This is a genomic window from Pseudomonas sp. NPDC089547 (genome assembly GCF_050280665.1).
Taxonomy (GTDB): Bacteria; Pseudomonadota; Gammaproteobacteria; order Pseudomonadales; family Pseudomonadaceae; genus Aquipseudomonas.
Genome location: NZ_JBNNVS010000048.1, coordinates 23,731 through 41,335, shown reverse-complemented (window position 1 = coordinate 41,335; position 17,605 = coordinate 23,731). Strand labels below are relative to the sequence as shown.

The 17,605-nt window shown below is 61.3% G+C and carries 16 protein-coding genes; 13 read left to right on the top strand and 3 right to left on the bottom strand.

All coding sequences use genetic code 11. The annotated features are described in order from the left end of the window. Window positions 1–335 precede the first annotated feature (335 nt). Together ACQKPZ_RS23815 and ACQKPZ_RS23810 are read right to left on the bottom strand one after the other, a co-directional pair. Complete coding sequence (locus ACQKPZ_RS23815; protein ID WP_427542903.1) at window positions 336–1,556, bottom strand: CaiB/BaiF CoA transferase family protein; 1,221 nt, start codon at window positions 1,554–1,556, stop codon at window positions 336–338. Between the two features lie 14 nt (window positions 1,557–1,570). Then, window positions 1,571–2,752 carry an acyl-CoA dehydrogenase gene (locus tag ACQKPZ_RS23810; RefSeq protein WP_427542900.1) on the bottom strand — a complete coding sequence of 394 codons (1,182 nt, stop codon included), beginning with the start codon at window positions 2,750–2,752 and terminating at the stop codon, window positions 1,571–1,573. A gap of 161 nt (window positions 2,753–2,913) precedes the next feature. Between ACQKPZ_RS23810 and ACQKPZ_RS23805 the strand changes: the two genes are divergently transcribed. The 10 genes from ACQKPZ_RS23805 to ACQKPZ_RS23760 all read left to right on the top strand — a co-directional run bounded on the left by ACQKPZ_RS23805 (window position 2,914) and on the right by ACQKPZ_RS23760 (window position 12,799). After that, window positions 2,914–3,813, top strand: a complete 900-nt coding sequence (locus ACQKPZ_RS23805) for a LysR family transcriptional regulator (RefSeq protein ID WP_427542897.1) — start codon at window positions 2,914–2,916, stop codon at window positions 3,811–3,813. 436 nt (window positions 3,814–4,249) lie between these two features. After that, window positions 4,250–5,371: a Re/Si-specific NAD(P)(+) transhydrogenase subunit alpha gene (locus ACQKPZ_RS23800; RefSeq protein WP_427542894.1), complete on the top strand. Its 1,122-nt coding sequence runs from the start codon at window positions 4,250–4,252 to the stop codon at window positions 5,369–5,371. Window positions 5,372–5,382: 11 nt separating this feature from the next. Beyond that, window positions 5,383–5,697 (top strand): NAD(P) transhydrogenase subunit alpha, encoded by a 315-nt coding sequence (locus ACQKPZ_RS23795; protein WP_016484308.1) that lies wholly within the window; start codon window positions 5,383–5,385, stop codon window positions 5,695–5,697. 2 nt (window positions 5,698–5,699) lie between these two features. After that, a complete protein-coding gene (locus ACQKPZ_RS23790) occupies window positions 5,700–7,151 on the top strand; it encodes an NAD(P)(+) transhydrogenase (Re/Si-specific) subunit beta (RefSeq protein ID WP_427542891.1) in 1,452 nt (483 codons plus the stop codon). 189 nt (window positions 7,152–7,340) lie between these two features. Continuing rightward, window positions 7,341–8,834, top strand: a complete 1,494-nt coding sequence (locus ACQKPZ_RS23785; protein WP_427542888.1) for an acetyl-CoA hydrolase/transferase family protein — start codon at window positions 7,341–7,343, stop codon at window positions 8,832–8,834. 458 nt (window positions 8,835–9,292) lie between these two features. Beyond that, entirely contained in the window at window positions 9,293–9,508 is a 216-nt protein-coding gene (locus ACQKPZ_RS23780) for a DUF1127 domain-containing protein (RefSeq protein ID WP_300027397.1), read from the top strand. 282 nt (window positions 9,509–9,790) lie between these two features. Then, on the top strand, window positions 9,791–10,108 hold the full coding sequence (locus ACQKPZ_RS23775; protein ID WP_284357124.1) for a DUF2388 domain-containing protein: 318 nt from the start codon (window positions 9,791–9,793) through the stop codon (window positions 10,106–10,108). Between the two features lie 88 nt (window positions 10,109–10,196). Further along, on the top strand, window positions 10,197–10,490 hold the full coding sequence (locus ACQKPZ_RS23770; protein WP_427542885.1) for a DUF2388 domain-containing protein: 294 nt from the start codon (window positions 10,197–10,199) through the stop codon (window positions 10,488–10,490). Between the two features lie 36 nt (window positions 10,491–10,526). Further along, window positions 10,527–10,847, top strand: coding sequence for a DUF2388 domain-containing protein (locus ACQKPZ_RS23765; RefSeq protein WP_110742426.1), 321 nt, complete (start codon window positions 10,527–10,529; stop codon window positions 10,845–10,847). After that, window positions 10,844–12,799 (top strand): DUF4105 domain-containing protein, encoded by a 1,956-nt coding sequence (locus ACQKPZ_RS23760; RefSeq protein ID WP_427542882.1) that lies wholly within the window; start codon window positions 10,844–10,846, stop codon window positions 12,797–12,799. Before ACQKPZ_RS23765 ends, ACQKPZ_RS23760 begins: the two co-directional genes overlap by 4 nt. Window positions 12,800–12,925: 126 nt before the next feature. On the opposite strand, the gene ACQKPZ_RS23755 is transcribed toward ACQKPZ_RS23760, so the two are convergent. Then, window positions 12,926–13,327 carry a GFA family protein gene (locus ACQKPZ_RS23755; RefSeq protein WP_427542879.1) on the bottom strand — a complete coding sequence of 134 codons (402 nt, stop codon included), beginning with the start codon at window positions 13,325–13,327 and terminating at the stop codon, window positions 12,926–12,928. A 267-nt stretch (window positions 13,328–13,594) separates the two neighbouring features. Here ACQKPZ_RS23755 and ACQKPZ_RS23750 point away from each other — a divergent pair, with 267 nt between their 5' ends. The 3 genes from ACQKPZ_RS23750 to ACQKPZ_RS23740 all read left to right on the top strand — a co-directional run bounded on the left by ACQKPZ_RS23750 (window position 13,595) and on the right by ACQKPZ_RS23740 (window position 17,600). After that, complete coding sequence (locus tag ACQKPZ_RS23750) at window positions 13,595–14,902, top strand: CitMHS family transporter (RefSeq protein ID WP_391132019.1); 1,308 nt, start codon at window positions 13,595–13,597, stop codon at window positions 14,900–14,902. A 69-nt stretch (window positions 14,903–14,971) separates the two neighbouring features. Next, window positions 14,972–15,742 carry a TerC family protein gene (locus ACQKPZ_RS23745; protein WP_391132017.1) on the top strand — a complete coding sequence of 257 codons (771 nt, stop codon included), beginning with the start codon at window positions 14,972–14,974 and terminating at the stop codon, window positions 15,740–15,742. 199 nt (window positions 15,743–15,941) lie between these two features. Then, window positions 15,942–17,600, top strand: coding sequence for a Na/Pi cotransporter family protein (locus ACQKPZ_RS23740; protein ID WP_427542876.1), 1,659 nt, complete (start codon window positions 15,942–15,944; stop codon window positions 17,598–17,600). Window positions 17,601–17,605: the final 5 nt, after the last annotated feature.

Below are 17,605 nucleotides of genomic sequence, written 5' to 3'. Positions count from 1 at the left end.
TTTTGAAGTTTTTTGCGAGAAACTCGTTTAGCTTCAAACACTTGGCTCGCTGCGATCTCTCGTAGCGGGAGGCGAATCATACAGCGTTTAAAAGCGCTGTCAACCACCATCTTAACCGCTTGCGATCATTCGATCGTAGCCCTTTCAGCGCCTTCCGAATCGTCTAACTCATTGAATTTCAAGGAGTTTTTCGTTCCGTTGTCGCTGGAAGTGGGGCGCATTATAAGGGGATTCGAAAGCGCGTCAACCCTTAATTTCAAGAAACTGTAATATCGCTGAAAAGCAAAGCGGGGCGGCCTGACGGCCGCCCCGCTTCTCGATAGCACCACGCGCTTCTAGAGCACGCCTGCATCGCGCAAGCGCTGCACCTCACCCGCTTCCAGCCCCAATACCTCCTCGAGCACCACCTCGGTATGCTCACCCAGCAGAGGCGGCGCCCGCCGATACTCCACTGGCGTCTCCGACAACCTTATAGGGCTGGCCACCTGCGGCACGTTGCCTGCCAACGGGTGCGCAATACTCACCGCCAGCCCACGTGCCAGCACCTGAGGATCCTGGAACATCTGCGCCAGATCATTGATAGGCCCGCACGGCACGCCGGCAGCCTCAAGCTGGCCAACCCATTCGGCGGTTGTCTTGAATACCGTGGCCTGGCGAATCAGCGGGATCAGCTCAGCCCGGTTGGCCACCCGCTGCTTATTAGTAACGAAGCGTGGGTCGTCCGCCCATTGCGGTTGCCCGGCCACCTCTGCGAATTTGCGGAACTGGCCATCGTTGCCCACTGTAAGAATGAAATCGCCATCCGCGGTCGGAAAATCCTGATAAGGCACGATATTAGGATGTGCATTGCCCAGACGGCGAGGCGGGTTACCTGTAGTCAGGTAGTTCATGGCCTGGTTCGCCAGGCAGGCCACCTGCACATCAAGCAGCGCCATGTCGACATGCTGCCCCACTCCGGTCTGCTCCCGATGGGCCAGAGCAGCAAGCATGGCCACCGTGGAGTACAGCCCGGTGAGAATGTCGGTAAGTGCCACGCCCACTTTGACCGGACCTGCACCCTCCTCACCCTCCGGGCGGCCGGTAAGGCTCATCAGCCCACCCAGCCCCTGAATCATGAAGTCATAACCTGCACGCTTGGCATACGGCCCGGTCTGGCCAAAACCGGTGATGGAGCAGTATATAAGCTTGGGGTTGATTACCTTGAGGCTCTGGTAGTCCAGGCCGTAGGCCGCCAGCCCACCCACCTTGAAGTTCTCGATGACGATATCGGACTTCGCCGCCAGCTCGCGCACCAGGCGTTGCCCTTCAGGCTGGGTGAAGTCGATGGTCACCGAGCGCTTGTTACGGTTGGCCGACAGGTAGTAAGCCGCCTCGCTGGTGTTCTCTCCTGCGGCGTCCTTGAGGAAGGGCGGCCCCCACGCACGGGTATCGTCACCACTGCCAGGGCGCTCGACCTTGATCACGTCAGCGCCCAGGTCAGCGAGAATCTGACCAGCCCATGGGCCGGCCAACACGCGCGAAAGGTCCAGCACCCGCAGATGTGATAGCGCGCCCATGGGCTGGCTCCTTATTAATAGAAGGCCTGGATACCGGTTTGCGCACGCCCAAGGATCAGTGCATGCACGTCGTGGGTGCCTTCATAGGTGTTCACCACCTCCAGGTTGACCAGGTGACGGGCCACACCGAACTCATCGGAGATGCCGTTGCCCCCCAGCATGTCGCGGGCCATGCGGGCAATATCCAGCGCCTTGCCGCAGGAGTTGCGCTTCATGATCGAGGTAATTTCCACTGCTGCAGAACCTTCATCCTTCATACGCCCCAGGCGCAGACAGCCTTGCAGTGCCAGGGTGATTTCGGTCTGCATGTCGGCCAGCTTCTTCTGGATCAGCTGGTTGGCAGCCAGCGGGCGGCCGAACTGCTGACGGTCCAGGGTGTACTGACGCGCTGTGTGCCAGCAGGCTTCGGCAGCGCCCAGCGCCCCCCACGAGATGCCATAACGGGCTGAGTTGAGGCAGGTGAACGGGCCTTTGAGGCCGCGCACATCCGGGAAGATGTTCTCCTCTGGCACGAACACATTGTCCATGACGATTTCACCGGTAATGGAGGCGCGCAGGCCAACCTTGCCATGAATCGCCGGGGCACTCAGGCCCTGCCAGCCCTTTTCCAGGACAAAGCCACGGATATCACCCGCGTCGTCCTTGCCCCAGACCACGAACACATCAGCGATCGGGCTATTGGTGATCCACATCTTGCTGCCGGTCAGGCGATAACCGCCGTCAACCTTCCTGGCACGGGTAATCATCGATCCCGGGTCGGAGCCATGGTTAGGCTCGGTAAGGCCGAAGCAACCGATCCACTCGCCACTGGCCAGCTTGGGCAGGTACTTCTGCTTCTGTGCTTCGGTACCGAATTCGTTGATCGGGACCATCACCAGCGACGACTGCACGCTCATCATCGAACGGTACCCCGAGTCGATACGCTCCACCTCGCGGGCGATCAGGCCGTAGCACACGTAGTTAAGGCCACTGCCACCATACTGCTCGGGGATGGTTGCACCCAGCAGGCCGACCTCGCCCATTTCGCGGAAGATCGCCGGGTCGGTCTGCTCGTGGCGGAAGGCTTCGAGCACACGCGGGGCGAGCTTGTCCTGGGCGAACTGATAAGCGCTGTCACGCACCATGCGCTCTTCTTCAGTGAGCTGCTGGTCCAGCAGCAGCGGGTCGATCCAGTTGAAGCTTGCTTTACCGGCCATGAGCAGAATCCTCGAAATAGGGGGTAGTTTCTTGTGCCTTTGAGCCTAGGCCTGATCGGCTGCCGGGACAAACGAGGATTGCGCACCAATTAGTGATAATTTGTCACTTCGTAAATCGGCAAAACGCCATATTGACAGCCTTACGAGTGAGGTTGACGTACATGCGTCGCAAGATTCCCAGCACCACCGCCCTGGTTTGCTTCGAGGCAGCAGCACGCAATGAGAGCTTTACCAAGGCCGCCCAAGAGCTTGCCCTGACCCAAGGCGCCGTTTGTCGACAAATTGGCGGCCTGGAGGCTTTTCTCAATGTGGAACTGTTCCGCCGCTCGCGCCGCGGGGTGAAGCTGACCGAAGCCGGCCTTTCCTATAGCCGCCAGGTTGCCGCCCAACTGGACGCCGTGGAGCGCGATACCCTGTCGGTAATGGGCCAGCAGGGCGCCAGCGTGATCGAGCTGGCGGTAGTGCCGACCTTCGGCACCCAATGGCTGCTACCGCGCCTCAAGGACTTCCAGCAAAGCCACCCGGAGGTCACGGTCAACCTTACCAACCGCACACGGCCATTCCTGTTTGCCGACACCGCCTTCGATGCCGCTATCTATTTCGGGGACGCCGACTGGTCCGGCACCCAGTCGCACCGGCTGATGGGGGAAAACCCGCTCCCCGTGTGCAGCCCGGCGCTGCTGGCCGGGCAGGGCATTCTTGAGGCACGCCGCATCGCCCAACTGCCACTCCTTCAGCAAAGCACGCGCCCTTATGCCTGGCGGCAATGGTTCGGCAGCCTGGGGATGAATGTGGAACGCGACATGACAGGCCCGCGTTATGAACTATTCTCGATGCTCGCCCAGGCAGCCATGCATGAAATGGGGATCGCGCTGATTCCACCGTTCCTGATCCAGCGCGAGTTGGAGGAGGGTAGGTTGGTGGTCGCTAACAGACACGCCCTCAGTAGCGACAAGGCCTACTATCTGATGATTCCGGAGCGCAAGGTAGAGTCGGCCTCGCTGCGCGCCTTCCGCGACTGGCTGGTAAGCCAGGCCCAGGCCTACACCGCAACAACATGAGAAAGCGCGACAAATTGACTCTGTAGTTAATTATTTTAAACGCCTACAGATATATGTATTTGTCGCATTTGCATAAACTGTTATGTAAGCCGAAAAATACCCTTTAACCCTGCTAACCACGCGGCTTTGCGGGTTGTTTTGCGACATTCATCGTGCCCTGAGCGAATTGACCGAAAAATTTTTGATTTTTTCTCCTAATCTGCCAATAGCCCATGTTTGACGGGCTAGAGCCTTATTGCTGCGACAAGCGGTCACAGGGTGACTTGTAGTTTTAACTTCGTTTCGCTCCAGAAGCGGTTGAAGGCCCCTGGGTTCGTCTGCAAAATGCTTCGCCCGCCTGGGATACGGCGGGTTGGCGCTCCACTGCCGCCCCAGCACACCACCCGAAGTGTGCTGGCTCTGACAAAGACAAAAGGTCACCGCAGGAGAATAAGTCGTGCACATTGGTGTTCCTCTCGAGACGCAGACCGGTGAGACAAGGGTCGCTGCGACCCCGGAAACCATCAAGAAACTGATTGGCCAGGGCCATCAGGTCACCGTCCAACGGGGGGCAGGGCTCAACGCCAGCATTCCGGACAGTGCCTATGAGGCCGTGGGCGCTTCCCTCGGGAACGCAGCCGATGCCTACGGCGCCCAGTTGGTGCTCAAAGTGGTCGCCCCCAACGACCAGGAACTGGCCCTGATCAACAGTGGCAGCCTCCTGGTGGGCATGCTCAACCCCTTCAACGGCGAACTGATCGGCAAGATGGCCGAGCGCGGCATAACCGCCTTCGCCCTGGAAGCCGCACCGCGTACGTCGCGGGCGCAAAGCCTGGACGTGTTGTCGTCGCAGGCCAACATCGCCGGTTACAAGGCCGTGTTGCTGGCTGCCCATCACTACCCACGCTTCATGCCAATGCTGATGACCGCCGCCGGTACCGTAAAGGCTGCGCGGGTGCTGATCCTGGGGGCAGGCGTTGCCGGCCTGCAGGCCATCGCCACGGCCAAACGCCTGGGTGCGGTGATCGAAGCGTCCGACGTGCGCCCTGCCGTGAAAGAGCAGATCGAATCGCTGGGCGCCAAGTTCATCGACGTGCCCTACGAGACCGATGAAGAACGCGAGTGCGCCGAAGGCGTCGGCGGTTATGCCCGGCCGATGCCCGCCAGCTGGATGCAGCGCCAGGCCCAGGCCGTGCATGAGCGCGCCAAGCAGGCGGATATCGTCATCACCACCGCACTGATTCCCGGCCGCAAGGCACCGACCTTGCTCAGCGCCGAAACCGTTGCGCAGATGAAGCCCGGTTCGGTGGTCATCGACCTTGCCGCGGCCCAGGGGGGCAACTGCCCGCTGACTGTTGCTGACCAGGTGGTGCAGGAGAACGGCGTGACCATCGTCGGCCCGACCAACCTGCCGGCGCAGGTGGGTGCCGATGCCTCGGCGCTGTACGCACGCAACCTGCTGGACTTCATGAAGCTGCTGTTCGACAAGGACGGCACACTGGTCATCAACCTCGAAGACGATATCGTCGCGGCCTGCCTCATGTGCCGTGATGGTCAAGTCGTCCGCAAGAACGGCTAAGGAGCACGACAATGGAAGACATGCTGATTTCCCACGGCATCTACAACCTGATCATCTTCGTGCTGGCCATCTATGTGGGCTACCACGTGGTGTGGAACGTCACTCCGGCGCTGCACACGCCACTGATGGCCGTGACCAACGCCATCTCTGCCATCGTAATCGTCGGCGCCATGCTGGCCGCCGCACTTACCGTGACCCCGGCCGGCAAACTGATGGGCACGCTCGCCGTGGCCCTGGCTGCGGTCAATGTGTTTGGTGGCTTCCTGGTCACCCGTCGCATGCTTGAGATGTTCAAGAAGAAAGCCAAGAACGAGGGGCAGAAGTAAGCATGAGCATGAATCTGGTAACACTTCTGTACCTGGTCGCTTCGATCTGCTTCATCCAGGCACTCAAGGGCCTGTCGCACCCGACTACCTCGCGGCGCGGCAACCTGTTCGGCATGATCGGCATGGGGATCGCCATCCTCACGACGGTGGGCCTCATCTATAAGCTCGCCGCGCTCTCTGTTGGCAACGGCGGGGCGACTGCCGGCATCGGCTACGTGATCGTCGGCCTGCTGGTCGGCGGTACCGCCGGCTCGATCATGGCCAAGCGCGTAGAGATGACCAAGATGCCAGAGCTGGTCGCCTTCATGCACAGCATGATCGGCCTGGCTGCCGTGTTCATCGCCATCGCCGCCGTGCTGGAGCCGCAGTCCATGGGCATCGTGGCTGCCATCAGCGACCCGATCCCTACCGGCAACCGCCTGGAACTGTTCCTCGGTGCCGCCATCGGTGCCATTACCTTCTCTGGTTCGGTCATCGCCTTCGGCAAGCTGTCGGGCAAATACAAGTTCCGCCTGTTCCAGGGTGCACCGGTACAGTTCGCCGGCCAGCACAAGCTGAACCTGATCCTTGGCCTTACCACCATTGCCCTGGGCCTGCTGTTCACCTTCACCGGCCACTACAGTGCATTCACCCTGATGCTGGTTCTGGCCTTCATCATGGGCGTGCTGATCATTATTCCGATCGGTGGCGCCGACATGCCCGTGGTGGTGTCGATGCTCAACAGCTATTCGGGCTGGGCGGCTGCCGGCATCGGTTTCTCGCTGAACAACTCGATGCTGATCATCGCAGGTTCGCTGGTCGGCTCGTCCGGTGCCATCCTCTCGTACATCATGTGCAAGGCGATGAACCGTTCGTTCTTCAACGTCATCCTCGGCGGCTTCGGCGGTGACACCGATGCCGGCGCCGCGCAAGGCTCCAAAGAGCAGCGCCCGGTGAAGTCCGGCTCGGCCGACGATGCCACCTTCCTGCTGAGCAATGCCGACAGCGTGATCATCGTGCCGGGTTACGGCCTGGCAGTAGCTCGTGCCCAGCACGCGCTGAAGGAACTGACCGAGAAGCTGACCCACAACGGCGTGACCGTGAAGTACGCGATCCACCCGGTGGCGGGGCGCATGCCCGGGCACATGAACGTGTTGCTGGCCGAAGCCGAGGTGCCTTACGACCAGGTGTTCGAGATGGAGGACATCAACGCCGAGTTCGGTCAGGCCGACGTGGTGCTGGTACTGGGCGCAAACGACGTGGTCAACCCGGCGGCGAAGAACGATCCCAAGTCTCCGATTGCCGGCATGCCGATCCTCGAAGCGTTCAAGGCCAAGACCATCATCGTCAACAAGCGCTCCATGGCCAGCGGCTATGCCGGCCTGGACAACGAACTGTTCTACCTGGACAAGACCATGATGGTGTTCGGTGACGCGAAGAAGGTCATCGAAGATATGGTCAAAGCGGTCGAGTAAGGCTTTTCGCTAAAAACCGTGCGTTATATAGAAGGCCCCGGCGAGATCTCTCCCGGGGCTTTCGCTTTTCAATGATCCAGATCAACGGCTCTACTGCATCGCTTCTCATACGACCATGGTCGTGGGACGGCACTGGGCGAAATCTCTAGACTGCGCTGCAGTAGTTTCAGTAGCCCGAGATAACAATCCATGTACCGTGATCGTATCCGCTTGTCCTCCCTGCACAGCAAGGTAATGAGTGCGGCTGATGCCGCTGGTCTGATCGAGGACGGCATGACTGTCGGCATGAGCGGTTTCACCCGCGCCGGCGAAGCCAAGGCCGTACCGCATGCACTGGCCGAACGTGCCAAGCAGTCGCCACTGAAAATCAGCCTGATGACCGGCGCCAGCCTGGGCAACGACCTGGACAAGCAACTGACCGAGGCCGGCGTGCTGGCCCGCCGCATGCCGTTCCAGGTCGACAGCACCCTGCGCAAGGCCATCAACGACGGCCAAGTGATGTTCATCGACCAACACCTGTCGGAAACCGTCGAACAACTGCGCAACCAGCAGCTCAAGCTGCCGGACATCGCCGTCATCGAAGCGGTGGCCATCACCGAGCAAGGCCACATCGTGCCAACCACTTCGGTGGGCAACTCGGCCAGCTTCGCGATCTTCGCCAAGCAGGTGATTGTCGAGATCAACCTCTCGCACAACCCCAACCTCGAAGGCCTGCACGACATCTATATCCCGACCTACCGCCCGACCCGCACGCCAATCCCGCTGGTCAAGGTCGACGACCGTATCGGCAGTACCGCCATCCCGATCGACCCGGCCAAGATCGTCGGCATCGTCATCAGCGACCAGCCAGACTCGCCGTCCACCGTACTGCCGCCGGATGACGAAACCCAGGGCATTGCCGACCACCTGATCAACTTCCTCAAGAAAGAAGTCGAAGCTGGCCGCATGACCAACAAGCTCGGCCCACTGCAGGCGGGTATCGGCAGCATTGCCAACGCGGTGATGTGCGGCCTGATCGAGTCGCCGTTCGAAGACCTGACCATGTACTCCGAAGTACTGCAGGATTCCACCTTCGACCTGATCGACGCCGGCAAGCTCAGCTTCGCTTCGGGCAGCTCGATCACTTTGTCCAGCCGCCGTAACGCCGACGTGTTCGGCAACCTGGAGCGCTACAAGGACAAGTTGGTGCTGCGCCCGCAAGAAATCTCCAACCACCCGGAAGTGGTACGTCGCCTGGGCATCATTGGTGTCAACACCGCGCTGGAGTTTGATATCTACGGCAACGTCAACTCCACCCACGTGTGTGGCACCAGGATGATGAACGGCATCGGTGGCTCGGGTGACTTTGCCCGCAACGCCCACCTGGCCGTGTTCGTCACCAAGTCGATTGCCAAAGGCGGTGCGATTTCCAGCGTGGTGCCGATGGTCAGCCATGTCGACCACACCGAGCATGACGTGGACATCCTGGTCACCGAACAAGGCCTGGCCGACCTGCGTGGCCTGGCACCGCGCGAGCGCGCGCGGGCGATCATCGACAACTGTGTGCATCCGGATTACCGCGCTGCGCTGAGCGATTACTTCGATCGCGCCTGCCAGCGTGGCGGCCACACTCCGCACATCCTGCGTGAAGCACTGAGCTGGCACGAGAACCTGGAAGAAACCGGGCGTATGCTGGCGAGTTGATACAGCTGTAGTAGGGAACAGCAGCCCTGCTTCTGCTGTTCCGGCCATGCTTTCTGTAGGAGCGGCCTTGTGTCGCGATGGGCTGCGCAGCAGCCCCCTGCAATTTCAGCTGTAAGCATGAAATCCGGGGGCCGCTTTGCGGCCCTTTCGCGACACAAGGCCGCTCCTACAGGACTGTGCAACACAGTCGACGCGCGGCTTACGCCAAAAACTGTTCTACTGTACTGGTATTTTTACCAGCCTTCGCTCTACTAGATCGCTCTCACCCCAACAAATGCACTAAATAAGTGCAGACCAGTACAGTTGCGCCATTTTCGAGTGCAACAGTAGGGTTACACAGTTAACTGAGCCATCGTCTTTCACCTGAACTGTATCTACTGTTATGGACAACAGAGGAGGATCATTGGCATCAGTTAAACCACTACCTAATCCCGCCATAAGCGGAAGGATGAAGCATCATGGAACGTACCCTCAGTTCCGGTCTGGTCTTTGAAAGCAACGCCCAGCAATCCAACTCTTCGATGCCACTGCGCGCATTGTCCACTCTGCTGCTGTGGCAGCGTCGCATGGCCAGCCGCCGTCAACTGGCTCGCCTGGACGCGCGCCTGCTGGCCGACGCGGGCATCAGCGAGTCGCAACGCTACGAAGAGCTGAGCAAGCCTTTCTGGCGCTAAGCACCGGCTTGCCGGCTTCGGCTGGCACCGCGAATTCTCAAAACCCGTTGCAGGCGACTGCAGCGGGTTTTTTGTTTCCAGAGCGCATGCTAGAGCCCCTCAAAGCACAACATGTACAGTTTGCACAAACAGTAAAACACACCAGCACAGTTTGCTGGCGCACTGTTCATTAACATCCACAAACACCGGCGCGTGATACGCTTGCCCTAGCAGTCTGGTAAACACACTGCGCGAGCGTCCGATAAACAAAACCACCCGCCCCTAGTCCAGGAGTCCACCATCATGTCCCGTAAATACCTGATTGGCGCCGCCCTGATGCTGAGCCTGGCCGGCACCGCAAACGCCACCAGCTTTGTTGTCACCACCGACGCCGTGGTAGGCGCGGTGGCTGCGTCCACCGATGCCACTTCCGATATCTCCTCTTCGTTCAAAGACGACAAGATCGTGCAGGCCGCCCGTGACGACGCCGCCAGCTTCGTTGGCAGCCAGGGCGACATCCGCGGTGCCAAGCTGGAAAGCGCTTTCCTGCACATCCGCTCGCAAATGCCGGCCCTGCAGGCCAGCGACGCACAGCTGGCCCAGGCCATCCTGGCGCTCTGATCCCGGCTGAGCCATTGAGCTGTGCGGGTTACCCCCCGCACAGCCGCACCCACTTTTACCGCCCACGTTACCAGCCGTTGTAGAGCCCATGCGTTATCTGTTGCCGCTGCTGTTTTCCGTTGCAGGCATGGCCAGCGCCCATGCCATGGATACCACCACGCAAGGCCTGGTCATCTCGGGCTATGCCACCAGTCAGGTCACCACCGCGCCCTTCGATCGCAAGCTGGTCCGCCAGGCCCGCGACGATGCTGCTGCATTTGTGGCCAGCGACGGCCAGATCCGCGGCGTGCGGCTGGAGGCTGCACTGGAATCATTACGCCACAATTGTGCACGGCTCGCCGTCGGCGATCTGGAACTGGCGCAGGCAATTCTCGTCCAATAACTACACTTGACTCCCTGTATTTTTCGGAGATGCTCCATGCGTAAACCGCTGATTGCCGCTACCCTCGGCATGCTGCTGCTGGCCGATCTGGCCCAGGCACAGACCCTGGTGGCCACCAGCAACATCATCGTGCGTGCCTTTGGCCGCTCGATCGACTTCACCTCAGACACCACCACCTCGATTCGCGACTCCAAAGTGGTGCGCGAAGCCCATGACGACGCTGCCAGCTTCGTCGCCAGCAACGGTGACATCCGCGGCGCCCAACTCGAGTCGGCCTTCAACACCTTGCGTGAGCGCGTGCCAGAAGCACGCGGCGCCAGCGACCAGGTACTGGCCGAAGCCATCCTCGCGCTGTGAAAAGCGTGCGTGCCTGGCTGCTCGGCTGCGCCCTGACGCTGCCCGGCACACCCGTATTGGCCGACCTGCAGCTTCAGCTGCAGGCATCCGGCCTGGACTCACAACAGTCCCAAGCTACCCAGGCCCTGCTGGATGAGGCCCTGAGCAAGCTACCCCCTCGATTCAAGCAACAGCTGGACCGCCGCGTGCGGGTCAGCTGGAGCGACAGCATGCCGGCCGATGCCTATGGCCAGGCATCGCTGGTGTCCACCCTCGAGCTCAACCGCCGCCTGCTTCCCGGCCTCACCGACGGCAGCGCCGCGGCCGAGCGTACCGGCCGGCCACACGGCACGGTGCGCGAAGAACTGTTGGCCACGGTGCTGCACGAGCTCACCCATATCTACGACCGGGCCCGCTTGTGGCCCGCCGCCGAAAACTCGCTGATTGCCCGCTGCAAACGCCAGCAAGGCACGCTGGGCAAGATCGGCCTGCCCGAGGAGTGCCGCGGCCAGGCCGAACGCCGCTTCACCCTCAGCGACGACCCGCGGTTGCTCGACCTGGCCGGCTGGCAGCAGTACGTGGGCCGACGCGGCGAGCGCGAGCAGCACAATGGCCAGTTCGTACGCAGCCCCGACAGTTATGAACTGAGCAGCCCCAAGGAGTACATCGCGGTCAACATGGAGTATTTTCTCCTCGACCCGAGCTACGGCTGCCGTCGCCCGGCGCTGAACCAGTACCTGCGCCAGCACTTCGGTTGGGCCCCCCAACAGGACACCTGCGCCAAAGGCCTGCCGTTCATCAATGCCGGTAGCGACTTTGCCCGCCAGCCGCTGGGGGAAATCGACCCTGAGCGGGTCTATGAAGTGGACTACCTGCTGGCCGAAGCCAACCAGAACCTGGTCAGCCGCTGGGGCCACAGCATGTTGCGCCTGGTGATCTGCAAGCCGGGCCGCCCACGCGGGCCGGACTGCCGCCTGGACCTCGACCAAAGCCTTGTGCTGTCGTACCGCGCCTTCGTCAACGATGTGCAGCTGTCCAGCTGGGACGGCCTGGTCGGCAACTACCCGTCGCGGCTATTCGTACTGCCGCTGAGCCAGGTGATCGACGAATACACCAAGACTGAACTGCGTAGCCTGGCCTCGGTGCCTTTAAGGCTCAACCGCAGCGAAATCGAAGACCTTGTGCGCCAGGCAGCCGAGATGCATTGGAGCTATGACGGCAACTACTGGTTCCTGTCCAACAACTGCGCCGTGGAATCGTTGAAATTGCTGCGCAGCGGAACCGCCAACCCGCGCCTCAACGACCTCGACAGCATCATGCCCAACGGTTTGCTGGCGGTGCTCAAGGGCAGGGGGCTGGCCGACACCAGCGTGCTCGACGACCCGCGCGAGGCCTTACGGCTGGGCTACCGCTTCGATTCCTACCGCGACCGCTACCAGGCCATGTTCGAGGTGCTGAGGAAGCAGCTGCCGATCAAGCAGGCCCTGGTCGAAGACTGGCTGGCTCTGGACGCCGAACAACGCCGCCCGTGGTTCGCCAAGGCCGACCTGCGCACCAGTGCCGCATTGCTGTTGCTCGAGCAGGCCAGCTTGCGCAGGCAACTGCTGCTGGCCCAGGACGAGGTCAAGCAGCGCTACCTGAACGCCGCAGCATTGAACGACGGCAGCGTCAGCAAAGCGGACGCAACCCTCAAGCAGATGCTCGCCAACAGCGGCTTCCTCAGCCGCCCGGCAGAGTTGCTGGATGCCAAGGGCTACGGGCTGCCGCAACCCGAAGAGCGCAAGCACCTTGAGCAGGTGAGCAGCGAACGCCAGGCACAGCTGTTGCGCCTGAGCACCAGCCTGGACAAAGAGGTGAGGGCGCTGCTGGAGCCGTCACGGGCCAAGGAAATAGCCGCGGTTGAGGCCAATGTGAAGCAGATCGGCGAGCATCTGCGGGCGCTTCACAAGGCTGCGGGTGGCTTGCAGTTGTGATGTTTGCAGGCCCGGCCTCTTCGCGGGCATGCCCGCTCCCACAGGATCTACACCGCCCTTGAGATCTGCGCCGTACCTGTGGGAGCGGGCTCGCCCGCGAAGAGGCCCGTACAGGCAGCACAACGCCTACAGGCGTTCCTCTGCCTGCGAAGGCAAATCCTCATCCAGGTGCAACCAAGGCAACCGGCTGCCCACCCAGATATGCCGGTTGGCCCGCACCCACTCCGGGTGATCCAGCGTCGCCACCGTCACATCGACCGTTTCCGGGCTATGGGTAGTCACCAGTGCCACATGCGCCCCGCACTGCCCACAGAAGTACCGGCTGCAACTGGCCGGTGCCACATAACAGTTCGGCTCACCCGCAAGCCACTGGAAGCCTGAACTGGGCAGGGTAAGCCAGGTCACCACCAACCCGCCGCTGACCCGTCGACAGATCGAACAATGGCAGTGGGCGATATCCGTCAAATCGCCCGACAGGCGATAGCGCAGGGCGCCACAATGGCAACCTCCTTCGGTTACATCCTGCATCACCTACCTCTCGTCGCCTTTGCTTCAGCGAAAGCTGGCTGAAAGCTTGCCCTCATAGGATAGCCCCCACTACCGGCACAAGACCGGTCAGCCAGGGCACCCGGTAAACACCGCGCCCGGCCCAATCAACAACAACAATGGTGATTCTGATGTATTCCTGTGCCCGCCTTCCTGCAGTCCCCCTCCGCATGCTCCCTGCACAGCGCCTGACGCGCTGATCCGCCCGAATCGACTTTCCTTTCGCCGCGCCACGCCTGGAGTATTGCCATGCTGACCTTCCTCGGCTTTGCCATGGTCATCACCTTCATGTACCTGATCATGACCAAGCGCCTGTCGGCCTTGATCGCGCTGATCCTGGTACCGATCCTGTTCGCCCTGTTCGGCGGTTTCTCCGCCAAGATCGGCCCCATGATGCTCGAAGGCATCAGCAAGCTTGCGCCTACCGGCGTGATGCTGATGTTCGCCATTCTCTATTTCGCCCTGATGATCGACTCCGGCCTGTTCGACCCGGCCGTGCGCAAGATCCTCAAGCTGGTCAAGGGCGACCCGCTCAAGGTTTCGGTCGGTACCGCCGTGCTGGCCCTGGTGGTCTCGCTCGACGGTGACGGCGCCACCACCTACATGATCTGCTGCGCCGCCATGCTGCCGATGTACAGCCGCCTGGGGATGAGCCCGCGGATCATGGCCGGCCTGATCATCCTGGCCGGCGGGGTGATGAACATGACCCCATGGGGTGGCCCGACTGCTCGCGCCGCCAGTGCCCTGCACGTCGACCCGTCGGACATCTTCGTACCGATGATCCCGGCCATGCTGTTCGGCGTGCTGGCGATCCTGGGCATTGCCTACATGTACGGCAAACGTGAACGTGCCCGCCTGGGCGAACTGCACCTGCCGACGGACGACATCGATCACAGCGAAATCACCGTTTCGCAATACCCGGAAGCTCGCCGGCCCAAGCTGCTGTACTTCAACGGCGCGCTCACTGCGGCGCTGATGGTGGCACTGATCATGGGCCTGCTGCCGCTGCCGGTGCTGTTCATGATCGCCTTCAGCATCGCCATGATCGTCAACTACCCATGCCTGCAACAGCAGAAGGACCGCATCGCCGCCCACGCCGGCAGCGTGCTGGCCGTGACCGGGTTGATCTTCGCCGCCGGCATCTTCACCGGCATCCTGTCGGGCACCGGCATGGTCGACGCCATGTCCAAGAGCCTGCTGGCAGTGATCCCGGAAGCGCTGGGCCCTTACCTGGCGGTAATCACCGCAATCGTGAGCATGCCGTTCACCTTCTTCATGTCCAACGATGCCTTCTACTACGGCGTACTGCCTGTGCTGGCCGAAGCCGCCAGCCACTACGGCATCACGCCGGTGGAAATGGCCCGTGCCTCGATCGTAGGGCAGCCGGTACACCTGCTCAGCCCGCTGGTACCCTCCACCTACCTGCTGGTGGCCCTGGCCGGTATCGAGTTCGGCGACCATCAGCGCTTCACGCTCAAGTGGGCAGTGCTGGTATGCCTGTGCATAATGCTCGCCGCACTGCTGATGGGGATTTTCCCGCTGTTCAGTAGTCTTTAATACAGACGTATCACCTACGCGACGCGCCCTGACCGGGGCGCGTTGCCATTACCGCTCGAAGGAAATTACATGGAATGGCTGACCAGCCCGGAAATCTGGGTTGCCTTTTTTACCCTTACCGCGCTTGAGATCGTCCTCGGTATCGACAACATCATCATGATCTCGATCCTGGTCAGCCGCATGCCCAAGCACATGCAGCCGCGCACCCGGATCTTCGGCCTGGCCCTGGCCATGGTCACCCGCATCATGCTGCTGCTGTCGATCACCTGGGTCATGCGCCTTACTGCCGACCTGTTCGTGGTATTCGGCCAAGGCATCTCCGGGCGTGACCTGATCCTGTTCTTCGGTGGCCTGTTCCTGCTGTGGAAAAGCTCGCAAGAGATCTACCACGGCCTGGAAGGCGAAGACGAGAACCCGGACGAGCCAAAAGGCGCGGGCGGCAAGTTCTTCTATACCATCATCCAGATCGCCATCATCGACATCGTGTTCTCGCTGGACTCGGTGATCACCGCAGTGGGCATGGTTTCCCACGTGCCGGTGATGATCGCCGCCATCGTTGTCGCCGTGCTGGTGATGATGCTGTGCGCCGGTGCCATCAGCAATTTCATCGACAAACACCCGTCGCTGAAGATGCTCGCACTGTCGTTCCTGATCGTGGTCGGTACCGTACTGATCGCCGAAGCTTTCGATGTGCACGTACCGAAAGGCTACGTCTACTTCGCCATGGCATTCTCGCTGGCGGTGGAAGCGATCAACATCCGCATGCGCACCGCCGCGGCCCGCAAGGAAGGCAAAGAGCATGACCCGGTGAAACTGCGCAAAGACATTCCGGGTCAATAAGACCAGCAAGTGCAAAACAGAAAGGGCCCTTCGCAGGGCCCTTTTTTCATGCCCCATCGGTTTCAAACAAATGACAGCCATGCGAAGCTGGCGGCAGCTGCGCAAAACAACTAAAGCTTTGAGTGAGCACTGAAAAGTCTTCGAACGCTCACGTTTCTTTTCTTGGCCCGCTGGGCCAGTGCAACAGGGGGCCTTCGCCATGCTGACCCTGCTCAACCTGCTCTCGGCCGTGACGCTTCTGGTCTGGGGCACCCATATCGTGCGTACCGGCATTCTCCGGGTCTTCGGCTCGAACCTGCGGCGCATCATCAGCCAGAACATGGACAAGCGCCCGCTGGCGTTCATCGCCGGCATTCTGGTCACAGCCATGGTGCAGAGCAGTAACGCCACCGCCATGCTGGTCACATCCTTCGTTGGCCAGGGCCTGATGGCCATGACCCCGGCCCTGGCGATCATGCTCGGCGCCGACGTGGGTACCGCGCTGATGGCACGGGTGCTCACCTTCGACCTGTCGTGGCTTTCGCCGCTACTGATCTTCCTGGGCGTGATCTTCTTCCTCTCGCGCAAGCAGACGCGGGCTGGCCAGCTGGGCCGGGTAGGTATCGGCCTTGGCCTGATTATCCTGGCGCTGGAGCTGATCGTGCAAGCAGCTGCGCCGATCACCCACGCCCAAGGCGTGAAAGTGCTGTTCGCTTCGCTGACCGGCGACATCCTGCTCGACGCCCTGGTCGGCGCCATGTTCGCCATGATTTCCTATTCCAGCCTGGCTGCCGTGCTGCTCACCGCGACATTGGCCGGTGCCGAGGTCATCAGCCTGCCAGTGGCGATCGGCCTGGTGGTCGGCGCCAACATTGGTAGCGGGTTGCTGGCCTTCATCAGTACCAGCATGCAGAACACTGCCGGGCGCCGCGTGGCGTTGGGCAGCTTGCTCTACAAGCTGATCGGCCTGCTGTTGATCATCCCTGCGCTGCACCCATTGGTAGAGTGGATGGACTCCCTCAGCTTCAGCCCGCAAGAGCTGGTGATCGGTTTCCACCTGCTCTACAACACGCTGCGCTGCCTGCTCATGCTGCCTACGGTCAAACTCATGGGCCGGCTGTGCAATACCCTGCTTCCCGAGCGGGAGAACGGCAATGGCCAGATCCGCCCACGCCACCTCGATGCCTCGGCCCTGGAAACGCCCACACTGGCCTTGGCCAACGCCTGCCGCGAAACCTTACGGCTTGGCGATATCGTCGACAGCCTGCTCGAAGCCATGCTCGGCGCGCTGCGCGGTACACAAACGGCCTTGCCACAGCAGGTCCGCGCCCTGGGCGAAGACGCCGAAGCCTTGTACAGCGCGATCAAGCTGTACCTGGCACAGATGCCGCGCGAAGACCTCAGCGAGCAGGACAACCGCCGTTGGGCCGAGATCATTGAGCTGGCTATCAACCTCAAGCTGGCCTGCGACCTGATTGAACGCATGCTGCGCAAGGTCCAGCAGCAGAAAACCAGCCAGCGCCGGGAATTTTCCCAGACGGGCCTCGAAGAATTGACCGGCCTGCAAGAACAATTACTGGCGAACCTGCGCCTGGGCCTGTCGGTATTCCTCAGTGCCGACCCGGAAAGCGCCCGCTTGCTGCTGCGGGAAAAGCGCCGTTTTCGCGCCCAGGAACGGCGCCTGGCGCACGCCCATGTCAGCCGCCTGCAGCGTAAGGTGGTGCAAAGTATCGAGACCAGTTCGCTACACTTGGAGCTGATCGCCGACATGAAGCGGTTGAACTCTTTGTTCTGCAGCAGTGCCTATGTGGTACTGGGCGGTTCGGACACCGGCGGGCTGATGCTCGACAGCGTGCCGGACGAGGCCCGTCTGCCATGATTTCG

Excerpts from the sequence above, each read along its gene's own strand:
- ACQKPZ_RS23755 (WP_427542879.1), bottom strand. The coding sequence starts at position 13,327 with ATGCAGGATGTAACCGAAGGAGGTTGCCATTGTGGCGCCCTGCGCTAT.
- ACQKPZ_RS23785 (WP_427542888.1), top strand. The coding sequence starts at position 7,341 with ATGTACCGTGATCGTATCCGCTTGTCCTCCCTGCACAGCAAGGTAATG.
- ACQKPZ_RS23775 (WP_284357124.1), top strand. The coding sequence starts at position 9,791 with ATGTCCCGTAAATACCTGATTGGCGCCGCCCTGATGCTGAGCCTGGCC.
- ACQKPZ_RS23745 (WP_391132017.1), top strand. The coding sequence starts at position 14,972 with ATGGAATGGCTGACCAGCCCGGAAATCTGGGTTGCCTTTTTTACCCTT.
- ACQKPZ_RS23815 (WP_427542903.1), bottom strand. The coding sequence starts at position 1,556 with ATGGGCGCGCTATCACATCTGCGGGTGCTGGACCTTTCGCGCGTGTTG.
- ACQKPZ_RS23770 (WP_427542885.1), top strand. The coding sequence starts at position 10,197 with ATGCGTTATCTGTTGCCGCTGCTGTTTTCCGTTGCAGGCATGGCCAGC.
- ACQKPZ_RS23790 (WP_427542891.1), top strand. The coding sequence starts at position 5,700 with ATGAGCATGAATCTGGTAACACTTCTGTACCTGGTCGCTTCGATCTGC.
- ACQKPZ_RS23765 (WP_110742426.1), top strand. The coding sequence starts at position 10,527 with ATGCGTAAACCGCTGATTGCCGCTACCCTCGGCATGCTGCTGCTGGCC.
- ACQKPZ_RS23805 (WP_427542897.1), top strand. The coding sequence starts at position 2,914 with ATGCGTCGCAAGATTCCCAGCACCACCGCCCTGGTTTGCTTCGAGGCA.
- ACQKPZ_RS23740 (WP_427542876.1), top strand. The coding sequence starts at position 15,942 with ATGCTGACCCTGCTCAACCTGCTCTCGGCCGTGACGCTTCTGGTCTGG.
- ACQKPZ_RS23795 (WP_016484308.1), top strand. The coding sequence starts at position 5,383 with ATGGAAGACATGCTGATTTCCCACGGCATCTACAACCTGATCATCTTC.
- ACQKPZ_RS23750 (WP_391132019.1), top strand. The coding sequence starts at position 13,595 with ATGCTGACCTTCCTCGGCTTTGCCATGGTCATCACCTTCATGTACCTG.
- ACQKPZ_RS23810 (WP_427542900.1), bottom strand. The coding sequence starts at position 2,752 with ATGGCCGGTAAAGCAAGCTTCAACTGGATCGACCCGCTGCTGCTGGAC.
- ACQKPZ_RS23780 (WP_300027397.1), top strand. The coding sequence starts at position 9,293 with ATGGAACGTACCCTCAGTTCCGGTCTGGTCTTTGAAAGCAACGCCCAG.